Source organism: Klebsiella sp. AqSCr, assembly GCF_008452795.1.
In the GTDB taxonomy this organism is placed as follows: domain Bacteria; phylum Pseudomonadota; class Gammaproteobacteria; order Enterobacterales; family Enterobacteriaceae; genus Klebsiella; species Klebsiella pneumoniae.
The window spans coordinates 1,933,276-1,949,512 of sequence record NZ_MJDM01000005.1 but is presented as its reverse complement, the minus strand read 5'-3'; the positions used below and the strand labels follow the sequence as shown (position 1 = coordinate 1,949,512).

Sequence of the window (16,237 nt, the reverse complement as noted above, 5' to 3'; positions counted from 1 at the left end):
GGGCGACATCGTGGCGATAAAAGGCATCGGCGGCTTTCATCTGGCCTGCGATGCCGGTAACCCCGCTGCCGTTGCCACGCTGCGGGCGCGAAAACACCGCCCGGCAAAACCGCTGGCGGTAATGCTGCCGACGGCAACGGGCTTACCCGCCGCCGCTGCGGCGCTGATGGGCTCCTCGGCGGCGCCCATCGTACTGATTGCCAAAGCGCAGGTCTCCGGCCTGTGCGACGAAATAGCGCCAGGGCTTGCGGAAGTTGGGGTGATGCTGCCGTCTAATCCGCTGCAGCATTTGCTTCTGCAGGGCCTGGCGCGCCCCATCGTAATGACCTCCGGCAACCTTAGCGGCCGTCCGCCGACGTTAAGTAATGCTCAGGCGCTCAATGAGTTAGCCGACATTGCCGACGGCTTTCTCTTGCATAATCGCGACATCGTACAGCGGATGGATGATTCACTGGTGCGCTCAAGCGGTGAAATGCTGCGCCGCGCCCGGGGCTACGTCCCGGACGCGCTGCCGCTGCCGCCAGGGCTAGGAGACATCCCGCCGCTGCTGGCTCTCGGCGCGGATATGAAAAATACCTTCTGCCTGGCGCGCGGCAGCGAAGCGGTGCTGAGCCAGCACTTTGGCGATCTTGGCGAGGAAGGTGTTGAACAGCAGTGGCGCAGCGCCCTGCAGCTGATGCAGAGCATTTACGCGTTTGTGCCGCAGCGGGTGGTGGTTGATGCCCATCCCGGCTATCGCTCAACGCAGTGGGCGGCCTCCCTGCCCCTGCCGCTGGAGACAGTGCTGCATCACCATGCCCACGCCGCGGCGTGCCTGGCGGAGCACCGCTGGCCGCTTGACGGCGGGGACGTTATCGCCCTGACACTCGACGGTATTGGTATGGGGGAGAACGGCGCGCTGTGGGGCGGGGAGTGCCTGCGGGTCAACTATCGCGAATGCGAACATCTTGGCGGGCTGCCGGCCGTCGCGCTGCCAGGGGGGGACCTGGCGGCACGCCAGCCGTGGCGAAATTTGCTGGCCCACTGTCTGGCCTTTGTCCCTGACTGGCAGGATTATCCGCAGGCCGCCACCCTGCGCCAGCGCAACTGGCCGCTGCTGGCGCAGGCCATCGAGCGCGGGATTAACGCGCCGCGCGCTTCATCCTGCGGACGGCTGTTTGATGCCGTTGCCTGCGCCCTGGATTGCGCGCCGGAGAGCCTGAGCTATGAAGGCGAAGCGGCCTGTCGGCTGGAGGCGCTGGCCGCCAGTTGCCCCGGCGTCAGCCACCCGGTTACGCTGCCGTGGCGCGACGACGCGCTGGATTTAGCGACCTTCTGGCGGCAATGGCTGAGCTGGCAGGCGACTCCGGCGCAGAAAGCCTGGGCATTCCACGACGCCCTGGCCTGTGGACTGGCGGCGATGGCCCGCGACTGCGCCACCGTCCGCGGCATCGACACGATGGTCTGCAGCGGCGGGGTGCTGCATAACCGCCTGCTGGCGGCGCGATTGACCTTTTATCTGGCGGATTTTACTCTGCTGTTTGCACAGCAGTTGCCGGCCGGCGACGGCGCAATCGCCTATGGTCAGGCGGTGATCGCCGCCGCCCGCGGGCAGGCTCAAGGAATACAACCATGATAATGACAGTTTTACGCCAGCAGCCGCGCGCCGCGGGTCTGGTGCTGGGGTTGATCGCGGCGAATTTTCTGGCCTGGTGCTGGGCGCTGCAGGCCTTTGGCGACAGCGGCGCGCTGATGGCCGCCAGCCTGCTGGCCTGGGGCTACGGCCTGCGCCACGCGGTGGACGCCGACCATATTGCGGCGATTGATAACGTGACCCGCAAGATGATGCAGCAGGGGCGGCGGCCTTTCGCCGTCGGGGCGTGGTTTTCGCTGGGCCACTCATCGATTGTGGTGCTGGCCTCGGCGGCGATTGCCGCGACCGCCACCGCCTTCAGCACGCAGATGAGCTGGCTGCATGATACCGGTAGCGTTATCGGCACCGCCGTGTCGGCCCTGTTTTTACTGGCGATGGCCTTTATCAACCTGGTGATTTTACGCAGCGTGTGGCGCAGCTTTCGGGCATGGAAGCGCGGAGAGCCGGTGAGCGACGAAATCGTCAGCGGCGGCGGGGTGATGAGCTGGCTGTTTGGCAAGACCTTCCGTCTGATAAGCCGCAGCTGGCAGATGTACCTGGTCGGTTTCCTGTTTGGTCTCGGTTTTGATACCGCCACCGAAATCGGCGTACTGGGTATCTCCGCCGCCGGTGCGTCGAGCGGGATTTCCGTCTGGTCGATTATGGTCTTCCCGGCGCTGTTCGCCAGTGGTATGGCGCTGGTGGATACCCTCGATAACGTGCTGATGGTCGGCGCCTACGGCTGGGCGTTCAGCAAACCGCAGCGCAAGCTCTATTACAATATGACCATCACCGGCACCTCGGTGGTGGCGGCGCTGTTTATCGGCGGCCTGGAAGCGCTGGGTTTGCTGATGGATAAGTTTGCGCTCAGCGGCGGAATATGGCGCTGGGTAGGGGCGTTAAACGACAACCTCGGCGACGCCGGATTTGTGGTGGTCGGGTTGTTTGTCGCCTGTTGGGCGCTATCGGTGCTTAACTATCGCTGGCGCGGCTACGACAATCTGGCGCGCTAGGCTGGATATGTTCCCGGCTTGCGCTGCGCTTAGCCGGGCTACCAGGACAATACCGTAGCCCGGCTAAGGCGTTTACGCCGCAAGCCGGGAAAACCATCAACTTACCAGTTGTTTGAGCAGCGCAAAGGCTTCCTTCATTTTGTCTTCGCTGACCACAAAGGCGCGCAGCTGGTTTTCGGCATCCACGCCTTTCGCCATCAGCCCCTCTTTGGCGGCTACGATGTTCCACGTCAGATCGTCGCGGCGGGTGTCGCCGGCCAGATGCAGCGGCAGATCCGGGGTTTTCACCTTCACCAGCATTGGCGGCAGCTTGAGTTCTCCCGCCTGCGCCAGCAGATTTTTACTCAGGCACATGGCGCTGAGTAAAATCGGCTGCAGGAACGGCAGTACCACGCCGTTGATTTCCGCACAGTCGCCGAGCGCATAAATCGCCGGGTCGCTGGTTTGCAGCTGGCTATTGACCACAATACCGCGGTTAATCTGCAGTCCGGCGTGGCGCGCCAGCGACGTTTCCGGGCGCAGGCCGGCGGCGGCCACCACCGCATCGACGGTTATCGCGCGCTGGCGATCGAGACTGACGCGAATGCCGTCGGCGGTTTGCTCCAGCCCCTCCAGCTGCGTTTTCAGCATCAGATGTACGCCCATCTCGGTGAGCCGATGCTGCAGGCGGCTGCTGGCCTCCGGCGGCATCAGCGCCGCCAGCACGCTGGCGGAGTTATCGACTACCGTTACCGCTTTACCGGCGCGGCAGAAATCCATCGCCAGTTCGCAGCCAATCAGGCCGCCGCCGACGATCAGCACGCGCTTCGCGTCGTGCAGCCGGCTCTGCGCCGCGCCATATTCGCGCTGGCTATTGAGCGTTAGCATCAGCTCGCGCCCCGGCACCGACGGGATAAACGGCGTCGCGCCGGTGGCCAGCACCAGTTTGTCGTAGCGCCACTGGTTATCGTGGCTCTTCACTAACCGGTTTTCGGCGTCGATATCGCTTACCCAGGTATGGGGAAACAGACGCAGAGTGTACTGCTCGGCGAACTCGCCGGCACTTTGCAGGGTCAGATCGTCGGCCTTCTGTCCGCGGCTGATGACATGGCTGAGGTCCGGTTTGTTGTATTCATCCATGCTATCGGCGGCGATGAGGGTCAGCGGGATTTGCGCATCCTGCTTACGAATATTTTTCACCAGCTGGCGGGCCGCGAAGCCCGAGCCGATGATGACGATGCCATCACTCATTTTGCCTCCGTCGCCAGTACGTCAAAGACATCTTTGCCAAGAGAACACTCAGGGCAGAGGAAATTGTCCGGCACTTCGCTCCACGGCGTACCCGGCTGTACATCCTGATTAGGTTCGCCTTTCGCCGGGTCATAGACCCACTGGCACACGCTGCACTGCATCATGGGACCGAGATCGGCGGCCGCGGCCGCGGCACAGGCGCAGTCCTGTGGTTCCGGCGTTGTCGCTGCTTCAGCAACCGGCAGCGGCGAGAGGGCCCATTGGCGGGCGATGTCGCGACCGTGTTGGCGGCACAGCTCCAGCGCGTCGATATCCGGGCGCCATTTGGCTTTCAGGCTCAGCGACATCTCAAAGCCGGCATCCTGCAGGCGGGTGGACAGGCGGTCTACCGCGCCGCCGCTCCAGCCGTGCGAGCCAAAGGCGCTGGCGCGTTTATTGCGAAAACGCAGCCCGGTCATCTCTTCCACCAGCCCGGCGATTTTCGGCATCATCACGTTGTTCATGGTGGACGTGCCGACAAGTACGCCTTTCGAGCGGAAAACATTGGTGAGGATGTCGTTTTTGTCGCTGCGGGCGACGTTAAAGATTTTCACCGCTACCCGTGGGTCAACCTCGGTGATCCCCTGGGCAATGGCGTCCGCCATCATGCGGGTATTATTGGACATGGTGTCGTAGAAGATGGTGATGCGATCTTCCTGATAATCTGCCGCCCACTCGAGGTATTTCTCGACGATTTGCGTCGGGTTATCGCGCCAGACCACGCCGTGGGAGGTGGCAATCATCTCCACCGGCAGGTTGAAGCCGAGGATTTCAGTAATTTTCGGCGTTACCAGGCGGCTAAAGGGCGTCAGAATGTTGGCGTAGTAGCGCTGGCACTGTTCGTACAGTTCAGTCTGGTCCACTTCGTCGTTGAACAGATGTTCGTCGCAATAGTGCTGACCGAAGGCGTCGTTGCTGAACAGCACCGCGTCGCCGGTCAGGTAGGTCATCATGCTGTCCGGCCAGTGCAGCATCGGCGTTTCCACGAAGATCAGCTGTTTACCGTTACCGATGTCGAGAGTATCGCCGGTTTTCACCACGTGGAAGTTCCACTCCGGATGATGATGGTGGCCGTTGATCGAGTCGATGGCGTTGGCAGTGCAGTAGATCGGCGTATCCGGGATCTGCATCATCAGTTCGGTCAGCGCGCCGGCATGGTCCTCTTCGGCGTGGTTAATGACGATATAGTCGAGGTCGGCGAGGTCGATTTCGCGGCGCAGGTTCTGTACGAACTCGCGGCTGAATTTATGATCGACGGTATCGATCAGCACGTTTTTCTCTTCGCGGATGAGATAGCTGTTGTAGCTGCTGCCGCGCAGCGTTTTATATTCGGTGCCGTGGAAATCACGCACTTCCCAGTCACGTTGGCCAACCCAAAGAATGTTATTTTTCACCACAATAGACATAGCAACCTCAATCAATACAGTGTGTTTAAACTCAGTTGACTGGCTTATATCAAGTTGCGTGCCAACTTTTTAATTCATTGATAATTATCTTTTTTTAATTTTTTCTGATTTTGGTTGTTGTCAAAATGACAATGGTTAAAATAGTCGATATGACAATGCGTATTGTCAAAATGACAATGGAGCGGCAATGAGTTTTTCCGTCGACGAGCTGGCGAGAATCGCCATAGATTTACAAAGTGATATTGGTCACACCGACCGCTTTTCGCGCCTGATTACTACCCTGCGGCAAATTCTTGGCTGCGATGCCTCGGCGCTGCTGCGCTATGAGGCGCATCAGTTTGTGCCGCTGGCGATCGATGGCCTGGCGCAGGATGTGCTCGGTCGGCGCTTTGCCCTGGAAGGACACCCGCGGCTGGAGGCGATTGCGCGCGCCGGGGATGTGGTGCGCTTCCCGGCGGATAGCGACCTGCCCGACCCCTATGACGGGCTGATCCCCGGTCATGAGAGCCTCAAAGTCCATGCCTGCGTGGGACTGCCGCTGTTTGCCGGGCAGACGCTGATTGGCGCGCTGACCCTGGACGGCATGGATGCCGATCGTTTCGATAGCTTCAGCGATGAAGAGCTGCGGCTGATTGCCGCGCTGGTGGCCGGGGCGCTGAATAATGCGCTGCTTATCGCCCGCCTTGAAGCGCAAAACGTCCTGCCGGCGCAGGCGGTGAATTACCCGCTGCCGGAGCGCCAGGAGATCATCGGCCTGTCGGGGCCCATGCTGCAGCTGAAAAAAGAGATCGATATCGTCGCCGCCTCGGATTTAAACGTGCTGATCAGCGGCGAAACCGGCACCGGCAAAGAGCTGGTGGCGAAGGCGGTGCATCAGGGGTCGCTGCGAGCCGCCAACCCTCTGGTGTACCTCAACTGCGCGGCGCTGCCGGAAAGCGTAGCGGAGAGCGAGCTGTTCGGCCATGTGAAAGGGGCATTTACCGGGGCTATCAGCAACCGCAGCGGTAAATTTGAGATGGCGGATAACGGCACCCTGTTTCTTGACGAAATCGGCGAACTGTCGCTGGCGCTGCAGGCCAAACTGCTGCGCGTGCTGCAGTATGGCGATATTCAGCGCGTCGGCGATGACCGCAGCCTGCGGGTCGATGTGCGGGTGCTGGCGGCGACGAACCGCGATCTGCGCCAGGAGGTGGTGGAAGGGCGCTTTCGCGCCGATCTGTACCATCGGCTGAGCGTCTTCCCGCTGTCGGTTCCGCCGCTACGCGAGCGGGAAAGTGACGTGGTGGTGCTGGCGGGCTATTTCTGCGAGCAGTGCCGCCTGCGGATGGGGCTGGCGCGGGTCATTTTGGCTGAGGCGGCGCGAAACCGGCTGCAGCAGTGGTCCTGGCCGGGCAACGTGCGCGAACTGGAGCATGCTATCCATCGGGCGGTGGTGCTGGCGCGGGCCACCCAGGCCGGTGATGAAGTGGTCCTGGAGCCGCAGCATTTCCAGTTTGCGGTGGCGGCGCCGATGTTGCCGACTGAGACGGCGGCAGCGGCGCCCGCGACGGGAAACATCAATCTGCGCGAGGCGACCGACTCTTTTCAGCGAGAAGCCATTAGCCGCGCGCTGGAGGCGAACCAGGGCAACTGGGCGGCGACCGCCCGAGCGCTGGAACTGGACGTCGCCAACCTGCATCGGCTGGCGAAACGTCTGGGGCTTAAAGGATCCCCGCCTGGTAAAAGTTCTGCAGGTTAATGGCGCCGACCAGTTGGCCGTTCTCATCCACTACCGGCGCGGCGCTGATTTTGTGTTTCATCAGCCGCTCTTTGGCTTCCACCGCGCGGCTATCCGCCTGCAGCGTTACGCCGTTGCGGGTCATCGCCCGAGTGACGCCATCGTTGAGCGTACCGCCAGCAACCAGCCAGCGGCGCAGGTCGCCGTCGGTGAAAACGCCCTGCACGCGGTTGGCTTCATCGCAGACCGCCACCAGGCCGAGCCCGGTTCGGCTTAGTTCAAGCATGGCGTCCATGACGTTGGCCTCGGCATTGACCCGCGGCACTTCTTCGTCGCGGCGCATCAGGTGATGCACTTTGTTCAGCAGCCGCGCGCCGAGGGCGCCCGCCGGGTGGGAACGGGCGAAATCCTCTTCATTGAAACCGCGCGCCTGCATCACCGCCATCGCCAACGCGTCGCCCAGCATCAGCGTGTTGACGGTGCTGGAGGTTGGCGCCAGATGCATCGGGCAGGCCTCGCGCTCCACGGCGATATCCAGCACCGCTTTCGCCGCCAGCGCCAGCGGCGAGGTGGATTTGCCGGTCATCGCCAGCAGCGGAATGCCTTTTTCTTCCAGCCGCGGCACGATGAGATCCAGCTCTTTCGCGCTACCGGAGTAGGAGATAAACAGCATCACGTCGCGGCTATCGAGCATGCCGAGATCGCCGTGCAGGGCTTCCGCCGGATGGACGAAAAAGGCCGGGGTGCCGGTGCTGGCGAAGGTTGCCGCCAGCTTTTTACCGATGTGGCCGGATTTACCGATACCGGAGACAATCAGTTTGCCCTCGCAGTGGATAATGGTTTCCGCCGCGCGGATGAAGTCGTCGCCCAGGCGCTCCGGCAGGCGGCTCGCCTCCTGCAGCTCAAGCATCAGGGTCTGGCGTCCGGCCTCTAACAAAAAGTTATTCATGATGTTCTCCAGTAATAATGACTTCAATGCCTTTGGCTTCCAGCGCCCGCTGGAATTCCGGGTCAATATCGGCATCGGTAATCAATTTATCCACGCGTTCAAGGCCGCAGACAATATTGGGGCTTTTACGACCAAACTTGGATGAGTCGGCCATCAGGATCACTTCGCGGGCGGCGTTGCACATCGCTTTGCTGACGGTATAGACCTCATTAAAGGTAGTGACTCCGGCGTTCAGATCGATACCGTCGGTGCCCATAAACAGCTTGTCGAAGCTGAACTGTTCGAAGGCGTTTTCCGCCAGCTGGCCGTGAAAAGAGGCCGATTTTTTACGGAAGGTGCCGCCCGGCATCAGGATGGTCTGCTCGTTATCGAACTCTGATAGCGCGTTGACGATATGCAGGCTGTTGGTCATCACCGTGATGTTATTAAAGTGACTCAGCAATGGCACCATCTGCAGCACGGTGCTGCCGGCGTCGAGGATAATTGAATCGCCATCGTGGATGTATCGCACGGCGGCCTCGGCAATCTGGGCTTTTTTATGGGTGTTGATCAGCGTTTTATGGTCAATCGGCGGATCGGCTTCATCCTTGTTGAGTACCACGCCACCGTAGGTGCGAATGACGGTGCCGGCGTTTTCCAGCGTGACCAGATCCTTGCGGATGGTGGTGCCAGTGGTATCGAAGTGTTGCGCCAGCTCTTCGACCGAGCATTTTCCCTGCGACTGCAGGAACTCGAGAATGGCTGCCTGGCGCTGACGTGGTTTCATAGGCGTCTATCCTGCGTTTAAGTTTCGAAGTGATAATTTCGCAAGATATTTACTTTTACAACGAAATTATCCATGTTTCGGATTAAGCGCTAATGATAGTGCATTCTGACAGCGCGGATCATGGGGAAAGATCACATCAGGCTGCAATTCCGCAATATGTTTGCCTGCCAGAGCCGGGATCTTTTGCGGACTGGCGAAAATGGTGAAGCCTTTCATCAGCAGCGTGTCGCTAATGCGGTCGTTATCATCGACGGCAATGGCGACGATGGCGCGCGGTTGAAAGCGCCCGGCGGAGCGGCCGACGCCCACCCGCCCCTGCTGGCACAGGCTATCAAAGGCGCGATTGAAGCGGCGGATCTGCCAGCCGCCAAAGGCCAGCTGGGTAAGCCAGGCGATGGCGGCGACGATGATTAATGCAGTAACCATAGGTCTCTCCTTAAGGGGGGCGGGAACAGCCCAGGTCACGGCGCGAGCGCCTAACCCGAGCGACCCGCGGTGCCGTTTTTTTGTCGGGTGGCGGCTAACGCCTTACCCGACCTACAGTTTTGTAGCCCGGATAAGCGCAGCGCCATCCGGGAACCTGTTAAAACATCACCTGGCCGCCGGTGACGTTGATCGACTGCCCGGTGCAGTACGACGCCTGTGGGCTAGCGTAAAACATCAATACGTTCAGCACATCCTGATATTCGCAGCCGCGCTTCAGCGGCACCTTGTCGATGTAGTACTGCTCGACTTCGCTCTCATCGATACCGAGCTTGGTGGCATACTGCGGCAGCAGCGACTGGAACATCGGCGACTTCAGCAGATTGCCGAGCATCAGCGAATGCACGGTAATGCCATATTCCGCCAGATCCAGCGCCAGCGACTGGGTCAGCCCGACGCCGCCGAACTTCGCCGCGCTGTAGCCGGAGTTGTGCTTACTGCCGACTTTGCCGGATTTCGAGTTGATCTGAATGATCCGCCCCTTAATGTCGTCGCGGATCATCAACCGCGAGAACTCGCGGGCGCAGAGAAAATAGCCCACCAGATTGACCTGCAGCGAGCGGTCGAAATCCCCCAGCGCGAAGTCGCTAATAAACGCCGCCTTGGCGATCCCGGCGCTGTACACCAGCAGGTCGACGCGCGAAAAAATCTCATCCACCCCGTGGGCCAGGGCGGTGACGCTGGCCTCGCTGGTGGCGTCGGCGCCGAAGCCGTACGCCATACCTTCGCCATACTCAGCGTTAATCTCCTGGGCGACGCGGCTGGCTTTTTCGCTCTGAATATCGACCACCGCCACGCGGTAGCCCTCGGCGGCCAGCCCGCGGCACAGAAACTCTCCTAAGGTTTGTCCACCGCCAATGACAACAGCAACCTGATTCATCTCTCTCTCCTTTTAAGCAACAAACTTCAGTACGCAGCCGGGCGCGATGGCGTCCGGCACCGGGCCCGCCACATGGACGGTACCTGGGAACTCCGCTTCACGATGGCCGTCAAAGCGCAGGGTGATGTGGCCCAGCTCGCGCAGGTTTTGTTCAGCGACCTCGCCGACGGCGGTCACCGGGTAGCGCTGTTCGCCAAGCTGCAGCTCTGCCCCCGGCTGCAGCGTGCCAGCAAGCTCGCCGTGGTTGTGAATAAAGCAGTACTCTTCGATATCCGCCGGGGCGCCCTCGCGGAAGGTGATCAGCATTTGCTCTTCCAGCGCCATCGTCGCGCAGGCGCCGATGTGCGTAATGGTGGTCTGGTAAATCACAGTCATCTGCAGGAACCTCTTACTGGTAAATAAATCCGGAAACGAACCACGCGATCAGCACCGTTGGTGCGCCGGTCAGAAAGCGGCTGACCAGCACCGACGGCACGCCGACGCGCACGGTATCCTGGCGGGCTTCGGCTAGCGACAGGCCTACCGGAATAAAATCGCAGGCGGCCTGGGCGTTAATGGCGAATAGGGCGGGCAGGGCGAGGTGCGGCGGAATGTTGCCGAGGCCGATTTGAACGCCGATCAGCACGCCGATCACCTGAGCTATCACCGCGCCGGGGCCGAGAAACGGCGACAGCAGCGGGAAAGAGCAAATCAGCGCCAGGGTTACCAGCCCCAGCGGATGGCTGGCGAGCGGCGCCAGGCCGTGGGCGATCCAGTCGCCGATGCCGGAGGCCATGATGATGCCGATCAGCGCCGAGACGAAAGCCATAAACGGCAGAATGGTTTTCAGCACCGTATCAATGGTGTCGCGCCCGGCCTGGAACAGCACCGCCACCACCGAACCCATGCCCATCCCGACCTTCGCCAGCAGGCCATCGCTCTGTTCAGTAATCTTCTTGCTGGTGTCGTAATCGCGACCCGCGCTCTTGTTTTCCGCCGGCGGCTCGGAAACCCCTGCGCTGTCGGGAGCGATGCACTGGATGTTGTCCTCTTTGACGCCGGAGACATAAATATCTTCCGTGATGTACTGGGCCAGCGGCCCTGATTTGCCGGTGGCATGGATATTCACCGTCGGGATGCGGCGTTTAGGATAGAGCCCGCAGCGCAGGGTGCCCCCGCAGTCGATAATCGCCACGCCGATGTCGCTTTCCGCTGGTTCTCCCTCTTTAAACCCGTCCACCGGCTGCCAGCCGGTCAGACTGGCGATGCGGTCAACGATCGCCGGGCGGGTGCCGGCGGTGATATAGACGATCTTTTTGCCTTCGACGGCGTCGAGCTCAAGCGGGCCGCCCCAGCCGCCGGTGCCTTTCTCTATACGAATACGGGTCATGATGTCGCTCCTGACAGATGCACTTTCTGGGAAAGCTGAATCGCCATTTTTCTCTCGAAAATCGAGGTGGTCAGGTCGGTGACCCAGCCGCGGAAGAAGTTAGTCACCAGCCCGACCAGCAGGTAGCTCACCGCCAGCGGACCGAGCGGTAGGCCGAGGGTAGTGAGGCCGTTGGCGATGCCGAGATAGACGAACAGCTCGCCGGGGTTGATATGTGGAAACAGCCCGTTCATTGAGTGGCAGCTATACGACGCCGCCGCGTAATAGCTGGGCTTATACTTCTCTGACATAAACCGGCCGAGGCTTAACGTCATTGGGTTACAAAACACGAAGGTGCCGATGCAGGGTAGCAGCAGGTAACGGGAGATTGGGTTTCCGGCGCAGCGCTGCGCCAGCTTCTCGATCCGCTGCTGGCCGATAAAGTTGATCAGCGCGTTCATGATCACCAGCAGGCTGATCAGCAAGGGGAGGATCCCGGTCACCATGCCGGTAAATACCTCGCCGCCTTTCTGAAACAGGCCGATAAACCACTCCGCGCCGTGGGTCACGACGTCAATCATTGTTCTCTCCTTCAGCATGTTATTTTTCTTGCTAATCGCAGGTTGATTTTAATCATTTTGAAAGGTTTAAAAGTGTTAAATGGATCGCAAAATGAAAGATAAATATTTTATTTTGAAAGATGATGCGGGCGAGATGAAATGTTGCAGGGCATGAAAGCACGCAGGGGAGGAGCAGTTGAAGGACTATTTTGTCTACAAACAGATTGTCGCTTTCTTGTTGGTCGTCGCATGCTTTACCATAATTATCCCTTGCTGAATTTGTTAAACGGAATTCCCATGTTGAAGCGTCGCTATCTGGCTTTACTTCCCCTTTGTGTGCTCCTCGCTGCCTGCAGCAGCAAACCCAAGACCCCCGCGGAAACAGAGATGGCGAGTGGAACCGGCGGCTTTTTGCTGGAACCGCAGCATAACGTGATGCAGATGGGCGGCGACTTCGCCAACAACCCGGCGGCGGCGCAGTTCATCGATAAGATGGTGGCGAAGCACGGCTTCGACAGGCAGCAGCTGCAGGAGATCCTGTCGCAGGCAAAGCGCCTGGATTACGTCCTGCGTCTGATGGATCGTCAGGCGCCGACCGGCCTGCCGCCAACCGGGCCGACCGGCGCCTGGCTGCGCTACAAGAAACAGTTCATTACCCCGGATAATGTGCAGAACGGCGTGGTGTTCTGGAATCAGTATCAGGACGCGCTCAACCGCGCTTATCAGGTTTACGGCGTGCCGCCGGAAATCATCGTCGGCATTATTGGCGTGGAGACTCGCTGGGGCCGGGTGATGGGCAAAACCCGGATCCTCGACGCGCTGGCGACGCTGTCGTTTAGCTACCCGCGCCGCGCCGAATACTTCTCGTCGGAGCTGGAAACTTTCCTGCTAATGGCGCGCAGCGAAAGCGACGACCCGCTGGATCTGAAAGGCTCTTTCGCCGGGGCGATGGGCTACGGTCAGTTTATGCCGTCCTCCTATAAGCAGTATGCGGTCGATTTTAACGGTGACGGACATATCAACCTGTGGGACCCGGTGGATGCTATCGGCAGCGTGGCCAACTACTTCAAACAGCATGGCTGGGTGAGCGGCGATCTGGTGGCGGTGCAGGCGCTGGGGCAGGCCCCGCGGCTGGAGAATGGTTTCAAGACTAAATACAGCGTTTCGCAGCTGGCGGCCGCAGGGCTGACCCCGACCCAGCCGCTGGGTAACCATCAGCAGGCCAGCCTGCTGCGGCTGGACGTCGGCACCGGCTATGAGTACTGGTACGGGCTGCCGAACTTCTACACCATCACCCGCTACAACCACAGCACCCACTACGCGATGGCTGTCTGGCAGCTGGGTCTGGCGGTTGCGCAGGCCCGCGGCGGTTATTAATCCTTTCATCCGGCTGACAATTTCCCAGCCTCCCCGGATAGCGGCGCGTAGCGCCTTATCCGGGCTACGGTCTGGTATCCGGTTGCTAGCCCCGGGAAGCGCAGCGCGACCGGGGGATGACGCCGGTAAGGCCGCGCTTATCCCCCGTTTTTCCCGTCTCCATGCCTCTTGTTGACCTTTGTTACATTTCCGCTGACTGACGCTGATTTACATTCTTTCTTCGCTTCGTTATTGTTATGTTATAACATCAAGTTGAGGCAGGGGTATGTTCACATCGATTTTTATGGCATCCGCCGCGACGCGCGCGGCCATCGCAGGCGTGCTGCTGGCGGCGCTATGGTTAGCAACCTGGTGGGCGGTGACGCTGCCATGATTGAACTGGAGCAGCTGGTCGCCGGCTATGACGGGGTAGCGATCACCCCTCCGCTGAGCGGGATGATATGCCCCGGCAGCCTGACGGCAATTGTTGGCCTCAATGGCTGCGGAAAATCAACGCTGCTGAAAACCCTCGCCGGGTTTCTTCCGCCGGTCAGTGGCCGCCTGCGCTGGCAGGGAAAACGGCCGGTGATCGGCTGGCTGGCGCAGCGCCATGCCCTCGAGTCGCAGTTTCCTCTCAACGTGCAGGATGTGGTAAGCCAGGGCGCATGGCCCGGCGTGTCGCTGCTGCGCGGTCTGGGGGGCGGCACCCGGCGACGCATCGGCGCGGTGCTGGAGCGGGTCGGGCTGGCGGGCCTGGCGAAAACGCCGATCGAAGCGCTCTCCGGCGGCCAGTTTCAGCGCATGCTATTTGCCCGGGTGATGGTGCAGCAGGCGCCGCTGGTGATGCTCGACGAGCCCTTCACCGGTATCGACGAAGCGACCAGTCGCGAACTAATGGATTTGATCCTCGAGATGCACCGGCAGGGACAGACCATCCTGGCGGTGCTGCATGATAACCAGCGGGTGGCCGACTTTTTCCCCGAGACGCTGCTGCTGACTCCCCAGCGCGCCTGCTGGGGCGCTACCCGGGCGGTGCTCCCGGCCTTCAGTCATGTGAGGTCGGCATGATCTGGCACACCTTCTTTCAGCCTTTCATTGAATTCGGCTTTATGCGTCGGGCCCTCGTGGTGTGTCTGGCGCTGTCGCTGAGCACCACCATGCTGGGCGTCTTCCTGCTGCTGCGGCGCATGAGCCTGATGGGCGATGCGCTGTCGCACGCCATTCTCCCCGGCGTGGCGGTGGGGTATCTGCTGAGCGGCATGTCGCTGCTGGCCATGACCCTCGGCGGCTTCATCGCCGGTATCGTGGTTGCCTTGGTGGCCGGGTGGGTGAGCCGGCGGACACCGTTAAAAGAGGACGCCAGTTTTGCCGGATTTTATCTGGGCTCGCTGGCCCTGGGCGTCACCCTGGTGTCGCTGCGCGGTTCCAGCGTGGACCTCCTGCATCTGCTGTTTGGCTCCATTCTGGCGGTCGACCGCGATGCGGCGCTGTTTGTCAGCGGCGTCGCCAGCCTGACGCTATTGTGCATTGCGCTGTGCTACCGCGGTCTGGTCTGCGAGGCGTTCGACAGCGCCTGGCTGCAGGTGAATCACCGGCGGCTGCCTGCGCTGCTGCATGGGCTTTTTCTGGCGCTGCTGGTGCTTAATCTGGTGGCCGGGTTTCAGGTGCTCGGCACGCTGATGGCGGTAGGGGTAATGATGCTCCCGGCGGTCGCCGCGCGCTGCTGGGCGCGCACGCTGCCGGGCATTCTGCTGCTGGCGGCGGGAATGGGCGCGCTCTGCGCCTGGCTGGGATTAAGCCTCTCCTGGGCGATTAGTCTTCCCGCCGGGCCCGCTATTGTGCTGACCGCCAGCGCACTGTTTTTTGTTTCGCTATTTTTTGGCACGCGCAGCCGGCTGCTGGTCGGTTGGCGCACATTGATGGGGTAAGGAAATGATGAAACGTAGTGCAATAGTGGTCGCGCTGGCCCTCGGCCTGATGGCGCAGGGGGCCATGGCGAAAACGCTGAATGTGGTAAGCAGTTTTTCGGTGTTGGGTGATATAGCGCAGCAGGTCGGCGGGGAGCATGTCCATGTGGATACCCTGGTCGGCCCGGACGGCGATCCGCACACCTTCGAACCGTCTCCGAAGGATAGCGCGCTGCTCAGCAAGGCCGACGTGGTGGTGGTTAACGGCCTGGGGCTGGAAGGGTGGCTGGATCGCCTGATTAAGGCCTCTGGTTTTAAGGGCGAGCTGGTGGTGGCATCGAAAGGCGTCAAGACCCATATCCTTGATGAAGAGGGTAAAACGGTGACCGATCCCCACGCCTGGAACAGCGCAGCGAACGGCGCATTGTATGCGCAGAATATCCTCGATGGTCTGGTGAAAGCCGACCCGGAAGATAAAGCGGCGTTGACCAGCAGCGGCAAGCGCTATATCGACCAGCTGACGTCTCTCGACGGCTGGGCGAAAGCGCAGTTCAGCGCCATTCCGCTGGCCAAGCGCAAGGTCCTGACCAGCCATGACGCTTTCGGCTATTTTGGCCGGGCTTATCACGTGACCTTCCTCGCGCCACAGGGGCTCTCTTCAGAGAGCGAGGCCAGCGCGGCGCAGGTGGCGGCGCTGATTAAGCAAATCAAAGCGGATGGCGTCCATACCTGGTTTATGGAGAACCAGCTTGACCCGCGGCTGGTGAAGCAGATTGCCAGCGCCACCGGCGCGCAGCCGGGGGGCGAACTCTATCCGGAAGCGCTATCTAAGCCGGGCGGCGTCGCCGATAGTTACGTCAAAATGATGCGTCACAACGTTGAGCTTATCGCTAACAGCATGAAGTAACAGGTTGTCTGGTCGTCCTGGTTATCACAGGACGACCCATTTCTGGATCCCCCCTCGTAAAATC

16 protein-coding genes are annotated in these 16,237 nt (G+C 60.7%); 7 read left to right on the top strand and 9 right to left on the bottom strand.

What is annotated here, in order from left to right; genetic code table 11:
- Together hypF and BHE81_RS13460 are read left to right on the top strand one after the other, a co-directional pair.
- Positions 1 to 1,615: carbamoyltransferase HypF (hypF, locus tag BHE81_RS13465; protein ID WP_228268715.1), on the top strand; the 1,615-nt coding region annotated here is incomplete at its 5' end.
- Complete coding sequence (locus BHE81_RS13460) at positions 1,612 to 2,625, top strand: HoxN/HupN/NixA family nickel/cobalt transporter (protein WP_023342623.1); 1,014 nt, start codon at positions 1,612 to 1,614, stop codon at positions 2,623 to 2,625. The genes hypF and BHE81_RS13460, both read left to right, overlap by 4 nt.
- 96 nt (positions 2,626 to 2,721) lie before the next feature.
- On the opposite strand, the gene norW is transcribed toward BHE81_RS13460, so the two are convergent.
- Positions 2,722 to 3,855 (bottom strand): NADH:flavorubredoxin reductase NorW, encoded by a 1,134-nt coding sequence (gene norW / locus BHE81_RS13455; RefSeq protein ID WP_110246440.1) that lies wholly within the window; start codon positions 3,853 to 3,855, stop codon positions 2,722 to 2,724.
- Positions 3,852 to 5,300 carry an anaerobic nitric oxide reductase flavorubredoxin gene (gene norV, locus BHE81_RS13450; RefSeq protein WP_004145759.1) on the bottom strand — a complete coding sequence of 483 codons (1,449 nt, stop codon included), beginning with the start codon at positions 5,298 to 5,300 and terminating at the stop codon, positions 3,852 to 3,854. Before norV ends, norW begins: the two co-directional genes overlap by 4 nt.
- A gap of 187 nt (positions 5,301 to 5,487) precedes the next feature.
- Between norV and norR the strand changes: the two genes are divergently transcribed.
- The gene (gene norR / locus BHE81_RS13440) at positions 5,488 to 7,038 is read left to right on the top strand and encodes a nitric oxide reductase transcriptional regulator NorR (protein ID WP_023342624.1); all 1,551 of its coding nucleotides are present in this window, start codon (positions 5,488 to 5,490) and stop codon (positions 7,036 to 7,038) included.
- Here the strand turns inward: norR and gutQ are convergent.
- The 7 genes from gutQ to BHE81_RS13405 all read right to left on the bottom strand — a co-directional run bounded on the left by gutQ (position 7,001) and on the right by BHE81_RS13405 (position 12,024).
- On the bottom strand, positions 7,001 to 7,966 hold the full coding sequence (gene gutQ / locus BHE81_RS13435) for an arabinose-5-phosphate isomerase GutQ (protein ID WP_023342625.1): 966 nt from the start codon (positions 7,964 to 7,966) through the stop codon (positions 7,001 to 7,003). The genes norR and gutQ overlap by 38 nt on opposite strands.
- Positions 7,959 to 8,732, bottom strand: a complete 774-nt coding sequence (srlR, locus tag BHE81_RS13430) for a glucitol operon DNA-binding transcriptional repressor SrlR (RefSeq protein WP_002914817.1) — start codon at positions 8,730 to 8,732, stop codon at positions 7,959 to 7,961. The genes gutQ and srlR overlap by 8 nt, the downstream gene beginning before the upstream one ends.
- Positions 8,733 to 8,798: 66 nt before the next feature.
- Positions 8,799 to 9,158, bottom strand: a complete 360-nt coding sequence (gene gutM, locus BHE81_RS13425) for a transcriptional regulator GutM (protein WP_004145754.1) — start codon at positions 9,156 to 9,158, stop codon at positions 8,799 to 8,801.
- 157 nt (positions 9,159 to 9,315) lie between these two features.
- Positions 9,316 to 10,095, bottom strand: coding sequence for a sorbitol-6-phosphate dehydrogenase (srlD, locus tag BHE81_RS13420; RefSeq protein WP_023342626.1), 780 nt, complete (start codon positions 10,093 to 10,095; stop codon positions 9,316 to 9,318).
- A gap of 12 nt (positions 10,096 to 10,107) precedes the next feature.
- Positions 10,108 to 10,470: a PTS glucitol/sorbitol transporter subunit IIA gene (gene srlB, locus BHE81_RS13415; protein WP_004174693.1), complete on the bottom strand. Its 363-nt coding sequence runs from the start codon at positions 10,468 to 10,470 to the stop codon at positions 10,108 to 10,110.
- Between the two features lie 13 nt (positions 10,471 to 10,483).
- Positions 10,484 to 11,464, bottom strand: coding sequence for a PTS glucitol/sorbitol transporter subunit IIB (locus BHE81_RS13410; RefSeq protein ID WP_004149462.1), 981 nt, complete (start codon positions 11,462 to 11,464; stop codon positions 10,484 to 10,486).
- Complete coding sequence (locus BHE81_RS13405; protein WP_023342627.1) at positions 11,461 to 12,024, bottom strand: PTS glucitol/sorbitol transporter subunit IIC; 564 nt, start codon at positions 12,022 to 12,024, stop codon at positions 11,461 to 11,463. Before BHE81_RS13405 ends, BHE81_RS13410 begins: the two co-directional genes overlap by 4 nt.
- 276 nt (positions 12,025 to 12,300) lie before the next feature.
- On the opposite strand from BHE81_RS13405, the gene mltB reads away from it, so the two are divergent.
- From mltB to BHE81_RS13380, 4 genes are all read left to right on the top strand, one after another.
- The gene (mltB, locus tag BHE81_RS13400; RefSeq protein ID WP_023342628.1) at positions 12,301 to 13,380 is read left to right on the top strand and encodes a lytic murein transglycosylase B; all 1,080 of its coding nucleotides are present in this window, start codon (positions 12,301 to 12,303) and stop codon (positions 13,378 to 13,380) included.
- A gap of 336 nt (positions 13,381 to 13,716) precedes the next feature.
- A complete protein-coding gene (locus tag BHE81_RS13390) occupies positions 13,717 to 14,427 on the top strand; it encodes a metal ABC transporter ATP-binding protein (protein WP_015958867.1) in 711 nt (236 codons plus the stop codon).
- Entirely contained in the window at positions 14,424 to 15,287 is an 864-nt protein-coding gene (locus BHE81_RS13385; protein WP_002914775.1) for a metal ABC transporter permease, read from the top strand. The genes BHE81_RS13390 and BHE81_RS13385 overlap by 4 nt, the downstream gene beginning before the upstream one ends.
- A 7-nt stretch (positions 15,288 to 15,294) precedes the next feature.
- Complete coding sequence (locus tag BHE81_RS13380) at positions 15,295 to 16,173, top strand: metal ABC transporter substrate-binding protein (RefSeq protein WP_032424086.1); 879 nt, start codon at positions 15,295 to 15,297, stop codon at positions 16,171 to 16,173.
- Positions 16,174 to 16,237: the final 64 nt, after the last annotated feature.

Excerpts from the sequence above, each read along its gene's own strand:
- BHE81_RS13460 (WP_023342623.1), top strand. The coding sequence starts at position 1,612 with ATGATAATGACAGTTTTACGCCAGCAGCCGCGCGCCGCGGGTCTGGTG.
- norW (WP_110246440.1), bottom strand. The coding sequence starts at position 3,855 with ATGAGTGATGGCATCGTCATCATCGGCTCGGGCTTCGCGGCCCGCCAG.
- norV (WP_004145759.1), bottom strand. The coding sequence starts at position 5,300 with ATGTCTATTGTGGTGAAAAATAACATTCTTTGGGTTGGCCAACGTGAC.
- norR (WP_023342624.1), top strand. The coding sequence starts at position 5,488 with ATGAGTTTTTCCGTCGACGAGCTGGCGAGAATCGCCATAGATTTACAA.
- gutQ (WP_023342625.1), bottom strand. The coding sequence starts at position 7,966 with ATGAATAACTTTTTGTTAGAGGCCGGACGCCAGACCCTGATGCTTGAG.
- srlR (WP_002914817.1), bottom strand. The coding sequence starts at position 8,732 with ATGAAACCACGTCAGCGCCAGGCAGCCATTCTCGAGTTCCTGCAGTCG.
- gutM (WP_004145754.1), bottom strand. The coding sequence starts at position 9,158 with ATGGTTACTGCATTAATCATCGTCGCCGCCATCGCCTGGCTTACCCAG.
- srlD (WP_023342626.1), bottom strand. The coding sequence starts at position 10,095 with ATGAATCAGGTTGCTGTTGTCATTGGCGGTGGACAAACCTTAGGAGAG.
- srlB (WP_004174693.1), bottom strand. The coding sequence starts at position 10,470 with ATGACTGTGATTTACCAGACCACCATTACGCACATCGGCGCCTGCGCG.
- BHE81_RS13410 (WP_004149462.1), bottom strand. The coding sequence starts at position 11,464 with ATGACCCGTATTCGTATAGAGAAAGGCACCGGCGGCTGGGGCGGCCCG.
- BHE81_RS13405 (WP_023342627.1), bottom strand. The coding sequence starts at position 12,024 with ATGATTGACGTCGTGACCCACGGCGCGGAGTGGTTTATCGGCCTGTTT.
- mltB (WP_023342628.1), top strand. The coding sequence starts at position 12,301 with ATGTTGAAGCGTCGCTATCTGGCTTTACTTCCCCTTTGTGTGCTCCTC.
- BHE81_RS13390 (WP_015958867.1), top strand. The coding sequence starts at position 13,717 with ATGGTTAGCAACCTGGTGGGCGGTGACGCTGCCATGATTGAACTGGAG.
- BHE81_RS13385 (WP_002914775.1), top strand. The coding sequence starts at position 14,424 with ATGATCTGGCACACCTTCTTTCAGCCTTTCATTGAATTCGGCTTTATG.
- BHE81_RS13380 (WP_032424086.1), top strand. The coding sequence starts at position 15,295 with ATGAAACGTAGTGCAATAGTGGTCGCGCTGGCCCTCGGCCTGATGGCG.